Consider the following 18,778-nt stretch of genomic DNA (forward strand, 5'->3'; position numbering starts at 1 on the left):
TATGACCTCCGAACCTGATAAAAAACCACCGATCTGGCGCCGGTATTTCCTGTGGGGGATGCCCGTGGCCGGTTTCGCTGCGGCCTTTGCCGCTGGCATTATCTTCTGGGGCGGATTCAACACCGCCATGGAAGCGACCAACACCAAGGAATTCTGTGTCTCGTGCCACGAGATGCGCGATTTCGTCTATGAGGAATACACCGGCACGATTCACGACGTGAACCGATCCGGCGTCGGCGCGGTCTGTTCCGACTGCCACGTGCCCAAGGACTGGACCCACAAGATCATCCGCAAGATCAAGGCCTCGAAAGAGCTGTATGGCAAGATGGTCGGCACCATCAACACACGCGAAAAATTCGAAGCCAAGCGCGTGCATCTGGCGATGAACGAATGGGAACGGATGAAGGCCACCGACTCGCGCGAGTGTCGTAACTGTCACGATTTCGAATCGATGATGCCCGAGTTCCAGAAACCCCGCGCCCGTCAGCAGCACCTGAACGCCATGACCGTTGGCCAGACCTGTATCGACTGTCACAAGGGGATCGCACATTCGGACGCCCGCGACCGGGCCGACGAAGGGTATCTGGAAGAACTCGAAGCCCCGAACCCCGCGTTCATCCGCGAAATCCCGGCAGAATACCTGGCCAGCCTCGAGCGGATCGAAGCCAAGGAAGCCGCCGAAGCCGAGGCCGAAAAAGCCGCGCGTGTGGCTCAGCAGGAAGCTGTGCAGGCTCAGATCGCGGCAGCGGTTGACGCGGCGGTTGCGGAAGAACGGGCCAAAGCTTCGGGCGAAGAAGCGGCTGCACCGGCCGGTGGCGGCAGCGATGTCGGCACGAATGTCGATTGGGCTGCGGTGCCAACTGCGGATATGAAGCTGTTCTACCCCGGTCAGGCCTCGTTCGAATGGGTCCAGAACGGCAGATCCCACGGCGGCGCACGGCCTCTGACCAAAGGCGGGGACAAATGCACCACCTGTCACGCCGCCGAACTGGATGCGATCGGCAACAAGATCGTGGCTGGTGGCGAGCTGGAACCAACGCCGATCCCTGGCAAACGCGGTGTGATCGACGCAACCGTTCAGGCAGCGCATGATGATGAAAATCTCTACATCCGCCTGCAATGGCCGGATGCAGGTCACAACCCGGCGCCGTTTGTCGACGGTGGCAAGATGGACCCCGACAACCAGATCAAGGTTGCCATGATGATCACCGGCACCGGGATCGAGTTGGGTGATCAGGTGGGTTGCTGGGCCTCGTGCCACGCCGACAACAGCTATATGCCCTTTGATCCGGGTGCCGAGGCGATTGCCGCCAACGGGGACGTCTCGGGTCGTCTGACCGCACAGGACACGGTGACCAAATACATCAGCGAAAGCCGGACCGAGGTCGAAATCAAAGGCCGTCGCGGCAAGGCGCTGGGTGGTTGGGACAAGCTGCAAGCGGCAGAGCAGATCGAGCAATACCTGGCAGACGGCACCTATCTGGACCTGATGCGGGTTTATGCGGACGGCAGCGCCACCAATGGCTATCTGCTGGAACAGCGTGTGGTCAATGACGGTGACATCGCCGCCTCGGCCAGCCTTGATGCAGGTATGTGGACCGTGGTCTTCACCCGTCCGCTGAGCTCGGGCGCAGCCGGTGATGTGCCGCTTGAGGCCGGGCAGACCTATACCGTCGGCTTTGCCATCCATGATGACTTTGCCGCCGCACGGTTCCACCACGTGACGCTGGATACCAGCCTTGCGCTGGACGACGACAGCGCCTTCATCAACGTGGTCAAACAATAATGGACAGGGGCCGGATAATCCGGCCCCTTCCGCTTAGAAGAGGAGATTTGGACGATGAAACCCCAACACCTTCTTCCCGCGCTGCTGCTTTTGGCTGCGCCCGCCTGGGCCGATGACACTGCCGAACTGTGTGCCGAGGCCGAAGACCGCTATGTCGAGCTGTTCGGTCAGCCCTCTTCCGCTGTCGAGGATGCCGAGGTGGTGCTGATGTATAAATACACGTTCTGCCCGGTCGAGTTGACGGTCAAGGCAGGCACAACGGTGCGCTGGGTGAATGTGGACAAAAGGACCAGCCATTCCGTGTTGCTCAAAGACGGCAGCGCGCCTGAAAGCGATCGTTTGTTCCCTGAGGAATCGGTTGATCTGACCTTCTTAACCCCCGGTCCGCGGGACTATCTGTGCGGCCCGCATTGGGAGACGCAGAACATGATCGGAATGATCACCGTCGAACCCTAAGGCAGGACTACAGGCAAGAGAAAGGAGCGCGGGCGCAAATCCCGCGCTCCTTAACTTTAGTCAAGGAGGTTCTTTTTTGGTTGCGGCAGTCTTGGCGCATGACACGCCCGGCTGACCCAGCAACGTCACCAGATCGCGCAGGAAAACCTGGGTTCCGAAGACATTCAGACCAAGCGAGTTTGCACATGAGCGGTAAGGTTTTTCTGATTGGCGCAGGCCCCGGCGACCCCGAACTGATGACCCTGCGTGCGCTGCGGATGCTGCAAGAGGCGGACGTGGTGGTTTATGACCGTCTGGTCTCGGCCGATATCCTCGATTTGCACGCTTTTGGTGCGCGGCTGATCCCGGTCGGCAAAGCGCCCAAATGCCATACGGTGCCGCAGGACCGTATCAATGAAATCCTGGTTCACGAAGCCCGTGCAGGTCACACGGTTGCACGGCTGAAAGGCGGCGACCCGATGATTTTCGGGCGCGGCTCGGAAGAGGCCGCCTATCTGATGGCCCATGGCATCGCGGTGGAATACGCGCCCGGCATCACGGCAGCGCAGGGGGCGTCCTGTTCCACCGGTGTGCCGCTGACCCATCGCGGGCTGGCGACCTCGGTGCAATATGTCACCGGGCACCGGCAGGCCGACAAGGTGCTGGATCTGGATTGGAAACGTCTGGCCGACCCCGAGACAACGCTGGTTGTCTATATGGGCGTGGCCAATATCGGCCAGATCGCCATGGGGCTGATGACCGAGAATCTGCCCGGATCAACCCCGGTTCTGGCCGTTGGCAAAGCGACCCTGCCCGATGAACGCCGCCTTGTATCCCGGCTGGATCGGCTGGCCGCAGATGTGCGCGAGGCCGGGCTGCAAGCCCCCACGCTGTTCATCATCGGCAAGGTGGTCTCGCTTTACGCCGAACGCCCCGTGGCCGAATTACTGGAGCAGGCCCATGGCTAAGCTTGGACGCAGAAACGTTGCGCCCGGTGGCACCGCAGGGCAGCGCCCGAGCGCCCCCCCGGGCGGGCGCTTCTCGCCCACCCGCGGCAGGTCGCTGCCTTCAGTTCTACTTACATCTGCCGTGCTTGTGGCCACCACAGCATTCGCTGCTGACACGCTCGACCCGAACGCTCTGAAACGCCTTGTCCATCAGGATTGCGGTTCCTGCCACGGGCTGTCGCTGAAGGGCGGCCTTGGCCCGGATCTGCGTTCGGAAACGCTGGACCACTACGACCCTGAGGTCCTGACCGGTGTGATCCTCGACGGCATCCCCGACACTGCGATGCCCCCCTGGCGGCCCCTGATCAGCGAAGAAGAGGCCGAATGGATCGCCCGCTATCTGCTGGAACAGGAGGAATAATGAGACATTTGATCCTGACCCTCGCCGCCACCCTCATGATGACCACCGCGCAGGCGGAACCCACCGCAACCGGAGATCTAGGGTTGGTGATCGAACGCGCCAAAGGCTCGGTCCTGTTGGTGGATCAGTCCGACCGCGCGGCGCTGGCGCGGATCGAAGGGCTGGGCGATCTGTCCCATGCCTCTCTGGTTTATTCGCCCGATGAACGGTTTGCCTATGTGTTCGGGCGCGACGGCGGATTGACCAAAGTCGATATCGTCACTCGCCAGATTGCAAACCGTGTCGTGCAGGCCGGAAATGCCATTGGCGGCGCGATCTCGGACGATGGTAAGCTGGTCGCCGTGTCGAATTATGAACCCGGCGGCGTGCGCGTGTTCGATGCCGAGACGCTTGAGATGGTCGCCGACATTCCCACGGGCGGCAAAACCATCGGTCTGGTCGATGCGCCGGGCCGCCGGTTCGTGTTCACCATGTGGGACACGGGCGAAACCTGGATTGCCGATTTTGCCAAGGGCAACCCCGCGATCACCAAAATCCCCGAGATGGGCAAGAACCCCTATGACGCGCTGATCACCGCCAATGGCCGCACCTATATCACCGGCCTGTTTGGCGAGGACGGCCTGACCGCGCTGGATCTGTGGGCCGATAGCCCCGAGCCAATTCGCGTGCTGCCCGACTATGGGCGCGGGCAAGAGGAAATGCCGGTTTACAAAATGCCCCATCTGGAAGGCTGGGCCCTGACCGGGCGCGAGTTCGTTTTGCCTGCGGTCGGCCATCACGAGGTTCTGTGGATCGACGCCGACACCCTGACCGAAACCGGGCGCACCAAAACCCACGGCCAGCCGGTCTTTGCCATGGCGCGGCCTGACGGGCGGCAGGTTTGGGTGAACTTCGCCCACCCGCTGAACGACACAATTCAGGTGATCGATTCCGTGACCAAAGAGATCGTCCACGAATTCAAACCCGGCCCGGCGGTGCTGCATATGGAGTTCACACCGCGCGGGCACGAAGTCTGGCTTAGCGTGCGCGATGCGGGCAAGGTCATGGTCTATGACACGCAAACGTTTGAAAAACTGCGGGAAATCGAGGCCGACAGTCCATCCGGCATCTTCTTCACCGCCCGCGCGCACAGAACGGGGCTGTAAGCGATGCAACATATCACCGATCCGATTGATTGCCGCCTGCTGGACGATTTCCAGCGCGATTTTCCCATCACCGAACGCCCGTTTCAGGTTCTGGCCGACGCTCTGGGGCTCGACGAGGCCGAAGTGCTCGACCGTCTGGCGCGGATGCGCAAGACCGGGCGCATCACGCGGGTTGGCGCAACCATTGCGCCGGGCGCGGTTTCGGCCAGCACCCTGGCCGCCGTGGCCGCGCCCGAGGAACGTCTGGAAGACATCGCCGCCCTGATCGACGCGGAACCCGGCGTGAACCACAATTACCAGCGCGAGGATGACTGGAACCTGTGGTTCGTGGCCACCGGCCCGGACCGAGCGCATGTCAACGACACGCTGGCCCGGATCAGCAACCAAACCGGATTGCGGGTTCTGGACCTGCGTCTGGTGCGGCCATTCAACGTCGATCTTGGGTTCCGCATGTCCGGCAAAACCCGCAATGTTCCCGGCCCGCGAAAAGTGGATCGCGCGGCCATGCGCGACGGGGACCGCCCCTTGTTGCAGGCGCTTAGCTCTGGCCTGTCGCTGGTCGCTGAACCTTACGCCGCGCTGGCCCGGACCCTGAACCGCGATATGGGCGAGGTGATGGCCCGGATTGAGGCCCTGCACGGCGCCGGAATTATCTCGCGCCTTGGGGTCATCGTGCGGCATCGGGCGCTGGGATGGTCCGCCAATGCGATGGTGGTTTGGGATATGCCGGCCGAGCAGGTCAGCACCGCAGGCCCGGCGCTGGCAGCGCATCCCGGTGTCACGCTGTGTTATGAGCGTAACCCGGTCGAGGATGTCTGGCCCTATCGCCTCTATTCCATGATCCACGCGCGCTCGCGCCCAGAAGCAATGGAGGTCTTGGCCGGGGCCGCCGCCCTGCCGGAACTATTTGGTGCGCAACGCAAAGTGCTGTTCTCGACCCGCTGCTTCAAACAGACCGGCGCATTGATCCAACCGAAAGAGGCCGCCGCATGACGCTGGACGAAACAGACCGCGCGATCCTGAACCGGATGCAGGACGACCTGCCGTTGACCTCGCACCCCTATGCCGCCGTCGCCGACGAGTTGGGGATTGCAGAAAGCGATCTGCTGGCCCGCCTGTCGCGGATGAAAGAAGACCGCATCATCACCCGCTTTGGCCCCTTCTTCGACGCGGCTGCCATGGGTGGCGCATTCTGCCTGTGCGCCATGGCCGTCCCGCCCAAGGATTTCGAAACCGTCCTGACCAAAGTCAATGCGCATCCTGAGGTGGCGCATAATTATGAACGCACGCACCGGCTGAACATGTGGTTCGTGCTGGCCACCGAAACGCCCGAGGGGATCGGAGCCGTCGCCGATGCGATTGAACGGGAAACGGGGATCGAAGTGCTCCGCTTCCCCAAATTGCAGGAATTCTTCATCGGCTTCCGGGTGGCGGCATGATTGACGCATCAGACAGAGAGATTATCGAGGCGCTGCAAGGCGGTCTGCCTCTTGTGTCCGCGCCATATGCGCAGGTCGCGGCAGATCTTGGCATCGACGAGAACGCCTTGTTGGCCCGCCTTGCCGACATGAAATCGCGCGGCGTAATCCGCCGTATCGCTGCCGCTCCGAACCACTACAAGCTGGGGATGACATCGAACGGCATGACTGTTTGGGATGTTGACGACGGCTGCATCGCTGAACTTGGCGCTCATATCGGCGCGTTGCCCTTTGTCACCCATTGCTACGAACGCCCGCGCGCCCTGCCGGGCTGGCCTTATAACCTGTTTGCCATGGTCCACGGCGCCGACCGGGACGAGGTCGAGGAAAAGCGCGCACAGATCGCCGCCATTCTGGGCGATGCCTGCAGGGCCAAAGATATCCTCTATTCCACGCGCATCCTGAAAAAGACCGGGCTGCGCCTGAAAAAGAAAGGCTGAGACATGTTCCGCCTGACCGAATACATGCACCAACTTGTGAAACCGACCCCGGTGCGCAAACGCCGCCCCGGCCCGGTGAAACCGGTGGTGATCTGGAACCTGACGCGGCGCTGTAATCTGAAATGCCGCCATTGCTATACCGTCTCGGCGGATGTGGCCTTTCCGGGCGAGCTGAGCCATGAGCAAGCCATGGTCACGCTTGAGGATCTGGGCCAGTTTCGCGTTCCGGCCCTGATCCTGTCGGGTGGAGAACCGCTGGACCGGTTCGATTTCTTCGACATCGCCAGACGCGCGCGCGAGTTGGTGCCGATGCTGGCGCTTTCGACCAACGGCACGCGGATTTACGACGAAACCGCAGATAGGATCGCCGATGTGGGCTTCAGCTATGTCGGCATTTCTCTGGACGGGATCGGGGCCACAAATGACTGGTTCCGCGGGGTCGAAGGTGCCTTTGCCGACGCCCTGCGCGGCGTGCGCGAATGCAAGAAACGCGGCATCAAGGTGGGGCTGCGGTTCTGTCTGACCGAGGGCACCCAGCATCACCTGCCCGACCTGCTGCAGCTGTGCGATGACGAAGGTGTGGACAAATTCTATCTGTCCCATCTGGTCTATGCGGGGCGTGGTGACAAGAACCGCGGCGAAGACGCCGAACATCTGCGCACCCGCAAGGGGCTGGACCTGTTGCTGGAACGCGCTTGGGAGGCGGCCTCGGGCGGGCGGCCTCTGGACATCGTGACCGGCAATAATGACGCCGATGCCGGGTATTTTCTGAACTGGGTTCGGGCGCATTTCGACGACGCCAAGACCAACCATGTGCGCGAACATCTGGCCGCCTGGGGTGGGAATTCCAGCGGGTTGGGTGTGGCCAATATCGATAATCTGGGGCGGGTGCATCCCGATACCTATTGGTCCGATTACACGGTCGGCAATGTGAAGACCCAGCCATTTTCCGAGCTTTGGACCAGCGATGATCCGATGCTGGCCATGCTGCGCACCCGCCCGCGCCCGCTGAAAGGGCGGTGCGGGGCGTGTCAGTTGAAGGATGTCTGCGGCGGCAACACTCGTATCCGCGCCCTGCAACTGACCGGCGATCCCTGGGCCGAAGATCCGGCCTGCTATCTGTCAAATCAAGAAATCGGCGTGGATGATGCAGGCGAACGCCTGCAGGTCACGCCGTTCCGGGGGAAACGTCATGATCCGGCACATCAGTTCTTTTGATACCGTTTTCTCTGCTCGCCCGGCCCCTGCGCGGGTGGTGCGTGCAGGAGCCTCCGGCGGGAGTATTTTTGAAAAGATGAAGATCGGGGTTTTGTGTTCGATCCTGAGCGTGGGCGCGGCCTGGGCTGATGCGCCTGCGGATTATGCGGAACATTGTGCCTCGTGCCATGGGGAAAACAGGCTGGGCGGGGTTGGGCCTGCGCTGATCCCTGAAACGTTGAAGCGGATGCGGGGCCCACGGGTAGCGGCGGTGATCGCCGAAGGGCGCGCGGCCACGCAGATGCCGGGGTTCTCGCATGAGTTGGACGCCTTGCAGATTGAGGAACTGGCGGGCTGGTTGAAATCTCCGCTGGAGACCGACCCGGAATGGGGCGAGGCCGACATCATGGCCAGCCGGTCTCTGGACGAGGATTATGTGCCGGTGGAAGCGCCCGTCTGGGACAGCGACCCGATGAACATCACTCTGGCGGTCGAGACCGGGGATCATCACGTCAGCGTATTGGACGGCGATACGTTCGAGGTTCTGGACCGGTTCGAGACGCCATTTGCCGTCCATGGCGGCCCGAAATTCAGCCCCGATGGGCGTTATGTGTTCATCATGTCCCGCGATGGCTGGGTGCAGAAATACGACATCTGGGCGCTGCAACAGGTGGGCCGCGTGCGTGCGGGCCTGAACAGCCGCAACATCGCCATGTCGGGGGATGGCAAATGGGTGGCGGTGGCGAATTACCTGCCAAACAGCCTGACCCTGCTGTCGACCGAAGACCTCTCGGTCGCCAAGGTCATCGAGGTCAAGAGCAAGAAGGGCCAGCCCAGTCGCGTCTCGGCTGTCTATCAGGCACCGCCGCGCGAAAGCTTTGTGCTGGCCCTGAAGGACGTGCCCGAGATTTGGGAGGTCTTTTACGGGGCCAATCCGCCGCAATTCGGTTTGGGTCATGATTTCCGCATCGAAGGTCAGTTCAAAAACCCCGACCCGTTCCCGGTGCGCAAGATCACCACGCCCGACTATCTGGACGATTTCTTTTTCGATCAGAGCTATGAATACGTGATGGGCGCATCCCGCGACGGCAAGGGCGGGCAGGTGATCGATCTGGTCATCGGGCACAAGGTGGCAGATCTGGACCTGCCGGGGATGCCGCATCTGGGCTCGGGCATCACCTGGAAACATGGTGATACGACCGTGATGGCAACACCGCATCTGACCGATGGCACCGTGTCGGTGATCGATATGGAAAGCTGGGAAACTGTTAAACGGATCAAGACCGAAGGACCGGGTTTCTTCATGCGCAGCCATGAGAATTCGCCTTATGTCTGGGCCGATGTGTTCTTTGGCCCCAACAATGACGCGATGCATGTGATCGACAAGCAAAGCCTTGAGATCGTTAAGACTCTGCGCCCCGCCCCCGGCAAGACCGTGGCCCATGTGGAGTTCACCAAAGATGGCAGTCATGCGCTGGTGTCGATCTGGGAAGATGACGGCGCGGTGATCGTTTATGACGCGCAGACGCTGGAAGAGGTTCGCCGCCTGCCGATGCGCAAACCGTCTGGGAAATACAATGTCTGGAACAAAATCACCTTCTCGGAAGGCACCAGCCACTGAAGGGCGATGGCCGGTCTGGAAACTGGCCATTCTGCTTTACCCGGCCACGATGCTGACCGTGGCCATCAACCTGTTTCTGTTGGGCCTGATCCTGCACAGCGCGGGCTTCAGCGCAATCGAACCGGTGCCTGCGATCCTGTGGTCGATTCCGCTTGGTATTCCGGCAAGTTGGCTGGCCGGGCGCTGGGTGCGCGGGTTGATGGATGAGGCGGATGGGTAGGTCAGAATTTTTCAGACACCTGACCTAAGTCAAGTGTCGGCCTGAGAGAATCTCATAGGTTTTGGGAACGAACGCCGAGTTGGATTCTCAATGCTCATCTGCCGCCCCCCGCATACCTTTCTTGATCGCGTGTCCCGTGCGGCGTGCGGTGTGGTGGGCATTTTCCTGTTGCTTTTGCAAATGCTTGGCCCGGCGCTGGCGAGCGCCGGGGACAGCACATGGATCGAAATCTGCTCGGAGGGCGGCGCGGTTTGGGTTGAGGTGGATCTTGAAGAAACCGATGACCCGACCGCGCCCTGCCCGAAATGCGCTGACTGCGCCCTGTGCGCCGTCACCTCGGGGGCGCCTGTGCCCGAACTGCCTGCCGTGACACGGTTCGGATTTGTTCAAACCGCGCGCTGCGAAAACCCTGATCAGGTCTGTGTATACGATGTGAAACGATTGTGGCCCGAAACCCGCGGCCCCCCGTTGGTGCCCCAAGACACAACTGAACGCGCCCTGCGCGCGTCCATGGCGTTCACCCAAGTTACCGGAGGTGCGCCGTGGTCGTAAGTCGCGCAATCCATGCCCTGCTGGCCTTTACCCTGTCCTGCCTGATGGCGATCAGCGCCCATGCCGACAGCCTTGCCAGTTTCCTGCCCGATGTCACGCCTGCCGATCTGGTTCCCGGTGCCGATGCCTTTGGCCCGGTGCGCGATGACGTGCCCGTTGCCCCGGTTCTGAAGGGCGGTGAGACGGTTGCCTGGGCCTTTCTGACATCCGATTTCGTGGGCACCACCGGATATTCCGGCAAGCCCATCCACGTGGTCGCCGCCATCGACAGTGACGCGGTTTTGACTGGTGTGAAACTGGTCAAGCATTCGGAACCCATCGTTCTGATCGGCATCCCCAATTCGCGCATGGTCGAGTTGACCGAAGGCTATGCCGGTCTGGACCTCAAGGTTGAGGCCGAGACCGGGGGTGAGGGGCATGACCTCGACATCATCTCGGGCGCGACCGTCACGATCATGGTGATCGACGACAGCCTTGTGCGCGGCGGGATCAAAGTGGCGCGCGCGCTGGGTCTGGGTGGGTTGTCCCCCGTGCTGGCCGATGGGCCGAAGCGCGAAGTCGATATGGCGCAGGATGCGGTTTACGACTGGACCACGCTGTCCGGCGACGGCTCGGTTCGGCGGCTGACGCTGGATATCGGGCAAGTCAACGCGGCGTTTGAGGCCACGGGCGATCAGCGCGCCATCAAACGCCCCGAACCGGGTGAGCCCGATGACACTTTCATCGACATGCACATGGCGTTGGTCTCGGTCCCGTCCATCGGCAAATCGCTGCTGGGTGAGGCCGAATACCAGAACCTTGTGAACTGGCTGGACGAAGGCGAACAGGCCATTCTGGTGCTGGGGCGTGGGGCGTACAGCTTCAAAGGCTCGGGCTATGTGCGGGGCGGGATTTTCGACCGGATTCAGCTGATCCAGGGCGACAGTTCGGTGCGGTTCTTCGACCGTCAGCAGCGTCGTCTGGGTGAAGTGGCCGCGCCGGATGCGCCCAGCTTTACCGAACTCGACATCTTCAAAATCCCCACCGATGCCGAATTTGACCCGGCTGAACCCTTCCGCCTGCAACTGCTGGTGCAGCGCGCCGTGGGCGCGGTTGAGAAAACCTTTCTGACCTTCGATCTGGGCTACAAATTGCCGGAACAGTATCTGCTGCCGGTCACCACCCCTGTTGTGATCGACGACGCCACCGGCGAGGCTGCCGCCAAGGCCGCCCTGTGGCAGCGTATCTGGAAGGACCGCACGGTCGAGATCGCGGTTCTGGGCGTCATGCTGCTAGTGCTGACCGCCACCTTCTTCTTCCAGTTCCACGCCACCATGAATGCACGGGTTTTCTACTGGTTCCGCATCGGATACCTGACTATGACCCTGTTCTTCATCGGCTGGTACGCCAATGCACAGCTGAGCGTGGTCAACCTGATGGCGCTGGCAGGCAGCCTGCGCACAGGGTTCTCGTGGGATGCCTTCCTGCTGGACCCGCTGGTCTTTATCCAGTGGTTTGCCGTCGCCGCCGCCCTGTTGTTCTGGGGCCGGGGTGCCTATTGCGGCTGGCTCTGCCCGTTTGGCGCGTTGCAGGAACTGACCAACAAGATTGCCCGTGCGCTGAAGGTGCCGCAATGGACCCTGCCCTGGGGTCTGAACGAGCGCCTGTGGCCCGCGAAATACATGATCTTCCTCGGTCTCTTCGGCCTCAGCTTTGTCTCGATCCCGCTGGCCGAGAAATATGCCGAGATCGAGCCGTTCAAGACCGCGATCATCCTGAAATTCATGCGCGACTGGCCGTTTGTCGTCTTTGCGCTGCTGCTGCTGGGGATCGGGCTGTTCATCGAACGGTTCTACTGTCGCTATCTCTGCCCGCTGGGCGGAGCACTGGCGATCCCTGCCCGTATTCGCATGTTCGACTGGCTGCGCCGCTATCCCGATTGCGGCAGCCCCTGTCAGACCTGCGCCAACGAATGCCCCGTTCAGGCGATCCACCCCACCGGTGAGATCAATCCGAACGAGTGCGTCACCTGCCTGCATTGTCAGGTGCTCTACCAGTCCGAGGACAAATGTCCCGTCGTTATCCGCCAGTTGAAACGGCGGGCCAAGACAGGGTCGGTCAACCTCAAGACCCCCCTCGGACAACCACCGGCGAACCATCCGAACGCCAAACCGCAATCCGTTTCCTAAAAGGAGAAACGATCATGTCGGAACATGATAAGAAACTGAATATCACACGCCGTGGAATGCTGGGGGCAACCGCCACCGGCGCGGTGATTGCCGGGACCGGTCTGGGTTCAACCCTGATGACCGCGCGCGAGGCAAGTGCTGCTGCGAATGCGCATCTGGAACCCGGTGAGCTGGACGAATATTACGGCTTCTGGTCCTCGGGCCAGACCGGTGAGCTGCGTATCCTCGGCGTGCCGTCCATGCGCGAACTGATGCGGGTTCCAGTGTTCAACCGCTGCTCGGCCACTGGTTGGGGCCAGACCAATGAATCGCTGAAAATCCTGACCGAGGGCCTGCTGCCCGAAACCAAGGAATATCTGGCCGCAAACGGCAAGGTCACTTATGACAACGGCGACCTGCACCACCCGCATATGTCCTTCACCGATGGCACCTATGATGGCCGCTATCTGTTCATGAACGACAAGGCCAACACCCGTGTGGCCCGTGTGCGCTGCGACGTGATGAAATGCGACAAGATCATCGAGATCCCGAACGCGCATGACATCCACGGCCTGCGCCCACAGAAATACCCGCGCACCGGTTACATCTTTGCCAATGGCGAACACGAGGCACCGCTGGTCAATGACGGCCAGATCCTCGACGATCCGTCGCAATACGTGAATATCTTCACCGCCATCGACGGTGATACGATGGAAATCGCGTGGCAGGTAATGGTGTCGGGCAACCTCGACAACACCGATTGCGACTATCAGGGCAAATATGCCTTCTCGACGTCCTATAACTCGGAAATGGGTATGAACCTGGCCGAGATGACCGAGAATGAGCTGGACCATGTGGTCGTGTTCAACCTCAAAGGCATCGAAGAGGCTGTGGCTGCCGGGAACTATCAGGAACTGAACGGCGTCAAGGTCGTGGACGGCCGGAAAGAGGCCGGCGGCAACCTGACCCGCTACATCCCGATTCCGAACTCGCCACACGGTGTGAACGCTGCACCCGACAAGAAACACATCATGATCAACGGTAAGCTGTCGCCGACCGTGTCCGTGATTGATGTGGAAAAAGTCGATGCGCTGTTTGCCGACAACGCCGATCCGCGTTCCGCTATCGTGGCCGAACCGCAGCTGGGTCTTGGCCCGCTTCACACCGCGTTCGACGGCAAAGGCAACGCCTACACCACCCTGTTCCTGGACAGCCAGGTTGTGAAATGGGACATCGCCAAGGCCATCGAAGCCTATGCAGGTGCGGATGTTGACCCGATCCTCGACAAGGTGGACGTGCAGTATCAGCCGGGCCACAACTCGACCTCGATGGGTGAGACTGCTGAGGCCGATGGCAAGTGGCTGATTTCGATGAACAAGTTCTCGAAAGACCGCTTCCTGAACGTAGGTCCGCTGAAGCCTGAAAACGAGCAGTTGATCGACATCTCGGGCGACAAGATGAAGGTGGTTCATGACGGCCCGACCTTTGCAGAACCGCATGACTCGATCCTTGTGCACCGGTCCAAGGTGAACCCGGTCAACGTCTGGGATCGCAACGACCCGATGTGGGAAGATGCGCGCAAACAGGCCGAGGCCGATGGTGTCGATCTGGATTACGGCGCGGAAGAGCCGATCCGGGATGGCAACAAGGTCCGCGTCTACATGACTTCGGTCGCGCCCGTGTTCAGCATGGAGAAGTTCACCGTCAAACAGGGCGACGAGGTTACGATCTATGTCACCAACCTGGATGATGTGGACGACGTGACCCACGGGCTGTGCCTGTCGAACTTTGGCATCGCGATGGAGATCGGGCCGCAGGCGACCGCCTCGGTCACGTTCATTGCCGACCGTCCGGGCGTACACTGGTACTATTGCCAGTGGTTCTGCCACGCGCTGCACATGGAAATGCGCGGCCGGATGTTTGTTGAGCCGCGGAGCGCATAAACGATGCGCTGGTCCCTGCTCATACCGCTCCTGCTCGGCTCGCCCCTTTGGGCGGCGGACTGGGATGTGCCCAACCGGGCGGGGGTCATCAACGAGATACTGGCGCAGGCGGCGGATGGAGATACCCTCCGCCTGAGCCCCGGTGTTTACACCGAAACATTGGTTCTGGACCGGCCCGTCACGATTGACGGGCTGGGACAGGCCACCATCGACGGACAGGGCGAAGGCAGCGTCATCACCGTAACCGGGCCGGGCGTGACCGTGCGCGGGCTGACGGTGATTGGCTCGGGCTCGGACCATGACGGGATCGACAGCGGTATCCAACTGACCAAGACAGCCCAAGCGCCGGTGGTCGAGGATAACGTGCTGCTGGGCAATCTCTACGGCATCGACATCCATGGTGCGAAGGATAGCATTGTGCGCCGAAACCGGATCGAGGGGCGGCAGGACCGCCACATGAACGCGCGCGGCAATGGTGTCTATGTCTGGAACGCGCCGGGTGCGCGGGTTGAATCGAATGATATTCGCTATGGCCGCGACGGGATCTTTGTGAACTCGTCCAAGAAGAACACTTTCACCGGCAACCTGTTCCGCGATCTGCGTTTTGCGGTTCACTATATGTATGCCGACAACTCGGTCGTCAGTGACAATGTCTCAATCGGCAACGATCTGGGCTATGCGGTGATGTTTACGACCAATGTGACCGTGGCCAACAATGTCTCGATCGGCGACCGCGAACACGGCGTGATGCTGAACTACGCCAACAAGAGCACCATCACCGGCAATGTGGTGAAAGGTGCCAAGGAAAAATGCACCTTCCTTTATAACTCGAACAAGAATGAGTTCACCGACAACTGGTTTCAGGGCTGCGGCATCGGCATCCACTTCACTGCGGGTTCCGAGCGCAATCGCATCCTTGGCAACGCCTTTGTCGGCAACCGGACCCAGGTGAAATACGTCTCGACCAAATGGGTCGAGTGGTCCGAAGACGGGCGCGGCAACTACTGGTCCGATTTCGCCGCCTTTGATGTGGATGGCAATGGCATTGCCGATGCCCCCTATCGCCCCAACGACTCGGTGGATCATGTGCTGTGGACCCAACCCGCAGCCAAATTGCTGCTCGGCTCCCCCGCCGTGCAATTGGTGCGCTGGTCGCAATCGGCCTTCCCGGCGTTGTTGCCGGGGGGCGTGATGGACAGCAACCCATTGATGCAAGCCCCTGAACCCCCAGCAATGAAAAAGGTGCCTCATGACGGATAAGGCCCTGTCAATCGACCATGTTCTCAAGGATCGGGGTAAAACCCGCGTTCTTGACGATATCACCCTGTCCCTTGCCCCCGGTCAGCGCGTTGCGCTGCTGGGCCATAACGGCGCGGGCAAGTCGACACTGATCAAATCCATCCTCGGCCTGACGCCGATCCATGGCGGAGCCATCCGGATCGGAAACGCCACCCCCGGCAGCGCACAGGCGCGGCGGGAAACGGCGTATTTGCCCGAGGCGGTGTCGTTTCATCCGGCGTTAACAGGCCGCGAGCAACTGACCTTGTTCGCACAGCTATCGGGCGCGAAGGCGGATGTGTCGGGCCTGCTGGACCGCGTTGGCCTCAGCGATGCACTGGATCGCCGGATCGGCACCTATTCGAAAGGAATGCGCCAACGTCTGGGTCTGGCTCAGGTTCTGCTGGGCCAGCCGAAAGTGGCGCTGCTGGATGAGCCAACCTCCGGCCTTGACCCGATTTCGCGGCAAGACCTCTATGTCATTATCGACGAGTTGGCCGCGCAAGGCACCGCCGTCCTGATCGCGTCCCACGCACTGACCGAGGTCGAGGCCCGCACCGACCGCATAGCGATCATGCGCAAGGGCCGGATGGTCGCCGATGACACACTCAACAACCTGTCGGCGCTGGCCGGTCTGCCGATCCGCCTGAAGGTGCGCGCCAGCACCAACCCGGACGCCTTGGCCGCCGAACTGGGAGGCAACCGGATCAATGGCGCGTCGGTCGAACTGCTCTGCACCCCCGACGACAAGATGAAAGCCCTGCGCCGGATCGCCGGTCTGGGCGACGCGGTAGCGGATGTCGAGATGACCCCGCCCAAGCTGGAAGACCTCTATCGCCATTACGCTCAGGAGGATTTGCAATGACCCGCTTCCTCGCCATCACCCGCACCGAAATGCTGATCCTGCGCCGCAACCGCTGGCTGCTGGTCGCGACGCTGATCATGGTGCTGTTTGCACTGGCACTTACCTTCGCAGGCAGCGCCCCAACTGGCACGCTGGGCGTCGACATGCTGACCGTCTCGGTCGCGTCGATGACCACGCTGTCAGTGTATCTGGCCCCCTTGCTGGCGCTGATGATCTCGTTTGACGCCATCGCAGGCGACGTGGACCGGGGCAGCCTGTCGCTGCTGCTGTCCTACCCGGCGGGACGCGGAGAAATCCTGTTGGGCAAATTCACCGCCCATCTGGCCGCATTGGCCTTTGCCATGACCATCGGCTTTGGCACGGCAGGCGCGGTCGCCACCTTCTTTGGTGGCGCAGGGCCGGACAGCCTGATGGCTCTGGCGCGCCTGATCCTTACTTCCATCCTGCTGGGCGCCGTGTTTCTGGCGCTGGGATACCTGCTGTCCGCCCTGGCGAAGGGGGCCACGGCGGCGGCGGGTCTGTCGGCCGGGCTCTGGCTGGTCTTTGTCGTCCTCTATGATCTGGGCCTGTTGGGGGCTGTCGTCATGGACAAGGGCGGCGCTTTCACCCAATCCGTCTTTCCATGGGTGATGGTGGCCAACCCGGCCGACGCGTTCCGTCTGTGGAACATCGCCGCGACCGAGGGCGTCGCGATGGCATCCGGCATGACCGGGGCCGCGCAGGCCCTGCCGGTCTGGGCTGCGCCCGCCTCACTGCTGATCTGGCCGGTGCTGGGCTTTGCCCTTGCGCGGCTGGCCTTCCGGAGGGTCGAGCCATGAGATATCTTGCCCTGATCGCTCTGGTCGCGATAGCCGCCTGCAAGGAAGAGGTGGTCGAGGCCCCCGACCCGGTCGATCTGACCCCGGACGCGCTGAGTTTTTTTTGCCAGATGAACATCGCCGAACATGGCGGCCCCAAGGGGCAGATCCATCTGGAAGGCTACCCCACACCGCTGTTCTTTGCCCAGGTACGCGACATGGTGGCCTATCTCAAAAGCCCCGAACGGGACGCCAGAATCACCGCCGTCTATGTCAGCGACATGAGCGTCGCCCCCAGCTGGCGGCAACCGGGAATTTCCAACTGGATCGACGCCGAGGGTGCCAGCTTTGTGGTCGGGGCCAACGTCGCCGGCGGCATGGGCGCGCGCGAAGTGGTGCCCTTTGGCGATCCCGCCGCTGCCCAGGGCTTTATTGAAGAATATGGCGGCACTGCGCTCCCGCTGTCCGACATTCCTGACACCGAAGTTCTGGGGCCTGTCGATCTGGACCTCGCGCTGGAGACACCCGCATGACCACCCTGACCCGTCGCCGCTTTCTGACCATCTCAGCCGCTTGCGCCGCGTTTCCGGCAAAGGCTGCGACCGATCGCTTCGCCGAATGGCGCGGCATAGCAATGGGGGCGCAGGCCAGCATGCGCCTGAATGGGCTGGACAAGGCCGACGCCGCCCCCATCTTCGACGCTGTCACCGCCGAAGTCGCCCGGCTTGAAAATATCTTCAGCCTGTACCGCCCTGAGTCGGAGCTGTGCCGTCTGAACAAGGACGGGCGCCTGTCGGCCCCATCGCCCGAGATGCTGCAATTGCTCGGCTTGTGTACGGCCCTGCACACTGCGTCCGGCGGCGCATTTGACCCCACCGTTCAACCGCTGTGGGTGGCCTTGGCCAACAACGCAGACGCATCCACGCGCGAGGCTGCTTGGCGGGCGATTGGCTGGCACAAGGTCTCGGTCAATGCGACAGAGATACAATTGCCTTCCCCCGGTCTTTCCGCGCTGACATTGAACGGCGTGGCGCAAGGGGAAGTTACGGATCGCGTGACCAACCTTTTGAAATCATTCGGTCTACGGGATGTTCTGGTCAACATGGGCGAAATCCGCGCCGAGGGGCAACGCGGCGATGGCCGCCCATGGCAAGTCGGGCTGGCGGGTCCGGAAGGTCGCGTGCACCGCCAAATCGGTCTGCAGGACCGCGCCGTCGCAACCTCGGCCCCTTCGACAATGGCGCTGTCCGGGGGGCACGGGCATATCCTGAACCCAACGGGCGAAGGTTTGGTTCACCGCGCCATTTCGGTGTCCGCGCCCAGTGCTGCGCTGGCCGACGGATTATCGACGGCATTGTGCGCGCTTCCCAAAAACATGATCGACCCGGTTCTGTCGCAGTTTCCGGGCGCAAGGCTAGAGATGCAGATTTGATTTGATGGGCTTAACACATCCCTAACAGAACAGCGCCGTGGTCCACCTAGTCGGCTGCGCCTTGAAGTTGAAAG

The 18,778-nt window shown here is 61.6% G+C and carries 19 protein-coding genes; all 19 read left to right on the forward strand.

Features of this window, described 5'->3' with window-relative positions; translation table 11 throughout:
- Nucleotide 1: 1 nt before the first annotated feature.
- The 19 genes from ACR0KX_RS03180 to ACR0KX_RS03270 all read left to right on the forward strand — a co-directional run bounded on the left by ACR0KX_RS03180 (nt 2) and on the right by ACR0KX_RS03270 (nt 18,704).
- Nucleotides 2-1,786 carry a NapC/NirT family cytochrome c gene (locus tag ACR0KX_RS03180; protein WP_170622468.1) on the forward strand — a complete coding sequence of 595 codons (1,785 nt, stop codon included), beginning with the start codon at nt 2-4 and terminating at the stop codon, nt 1,784-1,786.
- 54 nt (nt 1,787-1,840) lie between these two features.
- A complete protein-coding gene (locus ACR0KX_RS03185; protein ID WP_170622469.1) occupies nt 1,841-2,242 on the forward strand; it encodes a plastocyanin/azurin family copper-binding protein in 402 nt (133 codons plus the stop codon).
- A 185-nt stretch (nt 2,243-2,427) separates the two neighbouring features.
- Complete coding sequence (gene cobA, locus ACR0KX_RS03190) at nt 2,428-3,189, forward strand: uroporphyrinogen-III C-methyltransferase (RefSeq protein ID WP_170622470.1); 762 nt, start codon at nt 2,428-2,430, stop codon at nt 3,187-3,189.
- On the forward strand, nt 3,182-3,589 hold the full coding sequence (locus ACR0KX_RS03195; protein WP_480707836.1) for a c-type cytochrome: 408 nt from the start codon (nt 3,182-3,184) through the stop codon (nt 3,587-3,589). Before cobA ends, ACR0KX_RS03195 begins: the two co-directional genes overlap by 8 nt.
- A complete protein-coding gene (locus tag ACR0KX_RS03200) occupies nt 3,589-4,734 on the forward strand; it encodes a cytochrome D1 domain-containing protein (RefSeq protein ID WP_170622471.1) in 1,146 nt (381 codons plus the stop codon). The genes ACR0KX_RS03195 and ACR0KX_RS03200 overlap by 1 nt, the downstream gene beginning before the upstream one ends.
- Nucleotides 4,735-4,737: 3 nt before the next feature.
- A complete protein-coding gene (gene ahbB / locus ACR0KX_RS03205) occupies nt 4,738-5,727 on the forward strand; it encodes a siroheme decarboxylase subunit beta (RefSeq protein ID WP_170622472.1) in 990 nt (329 codons plus the stop codon).
- Nucleotides 5,724-6,173, forward strand: a complete 450-nt coding sequence (locus ACR0KX_RS03210) for an Lrp/AsnC family transcriptional regulator (protein WP_170622473.1) — start codon at nt 5,724-5,726, stop codon at nt 6,171-6,173. Before ahbB (ACR0KX_RS03205) ends, ACR0KX_RS03210 begins: the two co-directional genes overlap by 4 nt.
- A complete protein-coding gene (ahbB, locus tag ACR0KX_RS03215) occupies nt 6,170-6,652 on the forward strand; it encodes a siroheme decarboxylase subunit beta (RefSeq protein ID WP_170622474.1) in 483 nt (160 codons plus the stop codon). Before ACR0KX_RS03210 ends, ahbB (ACR0KX_RS03215) begins: the two co-directional genes overlap by 4 nt.
- A 3-nt stretch (nt 6,653-6,655) precedes the next feature.
- Nucleotides 6,656-7,870, forward strand: coding sequence for a heme d1 biosynthesis radical SAM protein NirJ (nirJ, locus tag ACR0KX_RS03220; protein WP_170622475.1), 1,215 nt, complete (start codon nt 6,656-6,658; stop codon nt 7,868-7,870).
- Between the two features lie 76 nt (nt 7,871-7,946).
- On the forward strand, nt 7,947-9,470 hold the full coding sequence (locus ACR0KX_RS03225; protein ID WP_170622476.1) for a nitrite reductase: 1,524 nt from the start codon (nt 7,947-7,949) through the stop codon (nt 9,468-9,470).
- Nucleotides 9,427-9,690 carry a hypothetical protein gene (locus tag ACR0KX_RS03230; protein ID WP_170622477.1) on the forward strand — a complete coding sequence of 88 codons (264 nt, stop codon included), beginning with the start codon at nt 9,427-9,429 and terminating at the stop codon, nt 9,688-9,690. Before ACR0KX_RS03225 ends, ACR0KX_RS03230 begins: the two co-directional genes overlap by 44 nt.
- A gap of 129 nt (nt 9,691-9,819) precedes the next feature.
- Nucleotides 9,820-10,242 carry a hypothetical protein gene (locus ACR0KX_RS03235; RefSeq protein ID WP_480707837.1) on the forward strand — a complete coding sequence of 141 codons (423 nt, stop codon included), beginning with the start codon at nt 9,820-9,822 and terminating at the stop codon, nt 10,240-10,242.
- Nucleotides 10,243-10,286: 44 nt separating this feature from the next.
- Nucleotides 10,287-12,410, forward strand: coding sequence for a 4Fe-4S binding protein (locus ACR0KX_RS03240; protein WP_480708387.1), 2,124 nt, complete (start codon nt 10,287-10,289; stop codon nt 12,408-12,410).
- Nucleotides 12,411-12,424: 14 nt separating this feature from the next.
- The gene (gene nosZ / locus ACR0KX_RS03245) at nt 12,425-14,332 is read left to right on the forward strand and encodes a TAT-dependent nitrous-oxide reductase (RefSeq protein WP_170622479.1); all 1,908 of its coding nucleotides are present in this window, start codon (nt 12,425-12,427) and stop codon (nt 14,330-14,332) included.
- A 3-nt stretch (nt 14,333-14,335) separates the two neighbouring features.
- Complete coding sequence (locus tag ACR0KX_RS03250; RefSeq protein WP_480707838.1) at nt 14,336-15,592, forward strand: nitrous oxide reductase family maturation protein NosD; 1,257 nt, start codon at nt 14,336-14,338, stop codon at nt 15,590-15,592.
- Nucleotides 15,582-16,475: an ABC transporter ATP-binding protein gene (locus ACR0KX_RS03255; protein ID WP_480707839.1), complete on the forward strand. Its 894-nt coding sequence runs from the start codon at nt 15,582-15,584 to the stop codon at nt 16,473-16,475. The genes ACR0KX_RS03250 and ACR0KX_RS03255 overlap by 11 nt, the downstream gene beginning before the upstream one ends.
- Nucleotides 16,472-17,293: an ABC transporter permease gene (locus ACR0KX_RS03260; RefSeq protein ID WP_170622482.1), complete on the forward strand. Its 822-nt coding sequence runs from the start codon at nt 16,472-16,474 to the stop codon at nt 17,291-17,293. Before ACR0KX_RS03255 ends, ACR0KX_RS03260 begins: the two co-directional genes overlap by 4 nt.
- Complete coding sequence (locus ACR0KX_RS03265; protein WP_170622483.1) at nt 17,290-17,805, forward strand: nitrous oxide reductase accessory protein NosL; 516 nt, start codon at nt 17,290-17,292, stop codon at nt 17,803-17,805. Before ACR0KX_RS03260 ends, ACR0KX_RS03265 begins: the two co-directional genes overlap by 4 nt.
- Nucleotides 17,802-18,704 (forward strand): FAD:protein FMN transferase, encoded by a 903-nt coding sequence (locus ACR0KX_RS03270; protein WP_170622484.1) that lies wholly within the window; start codon nt 17,802-17,804, stop codon nt 18,702-18,704. The genes ACR0KX_RS03265 and ACR0KX_RS03270 overlap by 4 nt, the downstream gene beginning before the upstream one ends.
- The last annotated feature ends 74 nt before the right edge of the window (nt 18,705-18,778 follow it).

The organism is Ruegeria sp. BG5 (assembly GCF_056538425.1).

Bases quoted from the DNA above. Each gene is read 5' to 3' on its own strand.
- ACR0KX_RS03180 (WP_170622468.1), top strand. From the start codon at position 2: ATGACCTCCGAACCTGATAAAAAACCACCGATCTGGCGCCGGTATTTC.
- ACR0KX_RS03185 (WP_170622469.1), top strand. From the start codon at position 1,841: ATGAAACCCCAACACCTTCTTCCCGCGCTGCTGCTTTTGGCTGCGCCC.
- cobA (WP_170622470.1), top strand. From the start codon at position 2,428: ATGAGCGGTAAGGTTTTTCTGATTGGCGCAGGCCCCGGCGACCCCGAA.
- ACR0KX_RS03195 (WP_480707836.1), top strand. From the start codon at position 3,182: ATGGCTAAGCTTGGACGCAGAAACGTTGCGCCCGGTGGCACCGCAGGG.
- ACR0KX_RS03200 (WP_170622471.1), top strand. From the start codon at position 3,589: ATGAGACATTTGATCCTGACCCTCGCCGCCACCCTCATGATGACCACC.
- ahbB (WP_170622472.1), top strand. From the start codon at position 4,738: ATGCAACATATCACCGATCCGATTGATTGCCGCCTGCTGGACGATTTC.
- ACR0KX_RS03210 (WP_170622473.1), top strand. From the start codon at position 5,724: ATGACGCTGGACGAAACAGACCGCGCGATCCTGAACCGGATGCAGGAC.
- ahbB (WP_170622474.1), top strand. From the start codon at position 6,170: ATGATTGACGCATCAGACAGAGAGATTATCGAGGCGCTGCAAGGCGGT.
- nirJ (WP_170622475.1), top strand. From the start codon at position 6,656: ATGTTCCGCCTGACCGAATACATGCACCAACTTGTGAAACCGACCCCG.
- ACR0KX_RS03225 (WP_170622476.1), top strand. From the start codon at position 7,947: ATGAAGATCGGGGTTTTGTGTTCGATCCTGAGCGTGGGCGCGGCCTGG.
- ACR0KX_RS03230 (WP_170622477.1), top strand. From the start codon at position 9,427: ATGTCTGGAACAAAATCACCTTCTCGGAAGGCACCAGCCACTGAAGGG.
- ACR0KX_RS03240 (WP_480708387.1), top strand. From the start codon at position 10,287: ATGGCGATCAGCGCCCATGCCGACAGCCTTGCCAGTTTCCTGCCCGAT.
- nosZ (WP_170622479.1), top strand. From the start codon at position 12,425: ATGTCGGAACATGATAAGAAACTGAATATCACACGCCGTGGAATGCTG.
- ACR0KX_RS03250 (WP_480707838.1), top strand. From the start codon at position 14,336: ATGCGCTGGTCCCTGCTCATACCGCTCCTGCTCGGCTCGCCCCTTTGG.
- ACR0KX_RS03255 (WP_480707839.1), top strand. From the start codon at position 15,582: ATGACGGATAAGGCCCTGTCAATCGACCATGTTCTCAAGGATCGGGGT.
- ACR0KX_RS03260 (WP_170622482.1), top strand. From the start codon at position 16,472: ATGACCCGCTTCCTCGCCATCACCCGCACCGAAATGCTGATCCTGCGC.
- ACR0KX_RS03265 (WP_170622483.1), top strand. From the start codon at position 17,290: ATGAGATATCTTGCCCTGATCGCTCTGGTCGCGATAGCCGCCTGCAAG.
- ACR0KX_RS03270 (WP_170622484.1), top strand. From the start codon at position 17,802: ATGACCACCCTGACCCGTCGCCGCTTTCTGACCATCTCAGCCGCTTGC.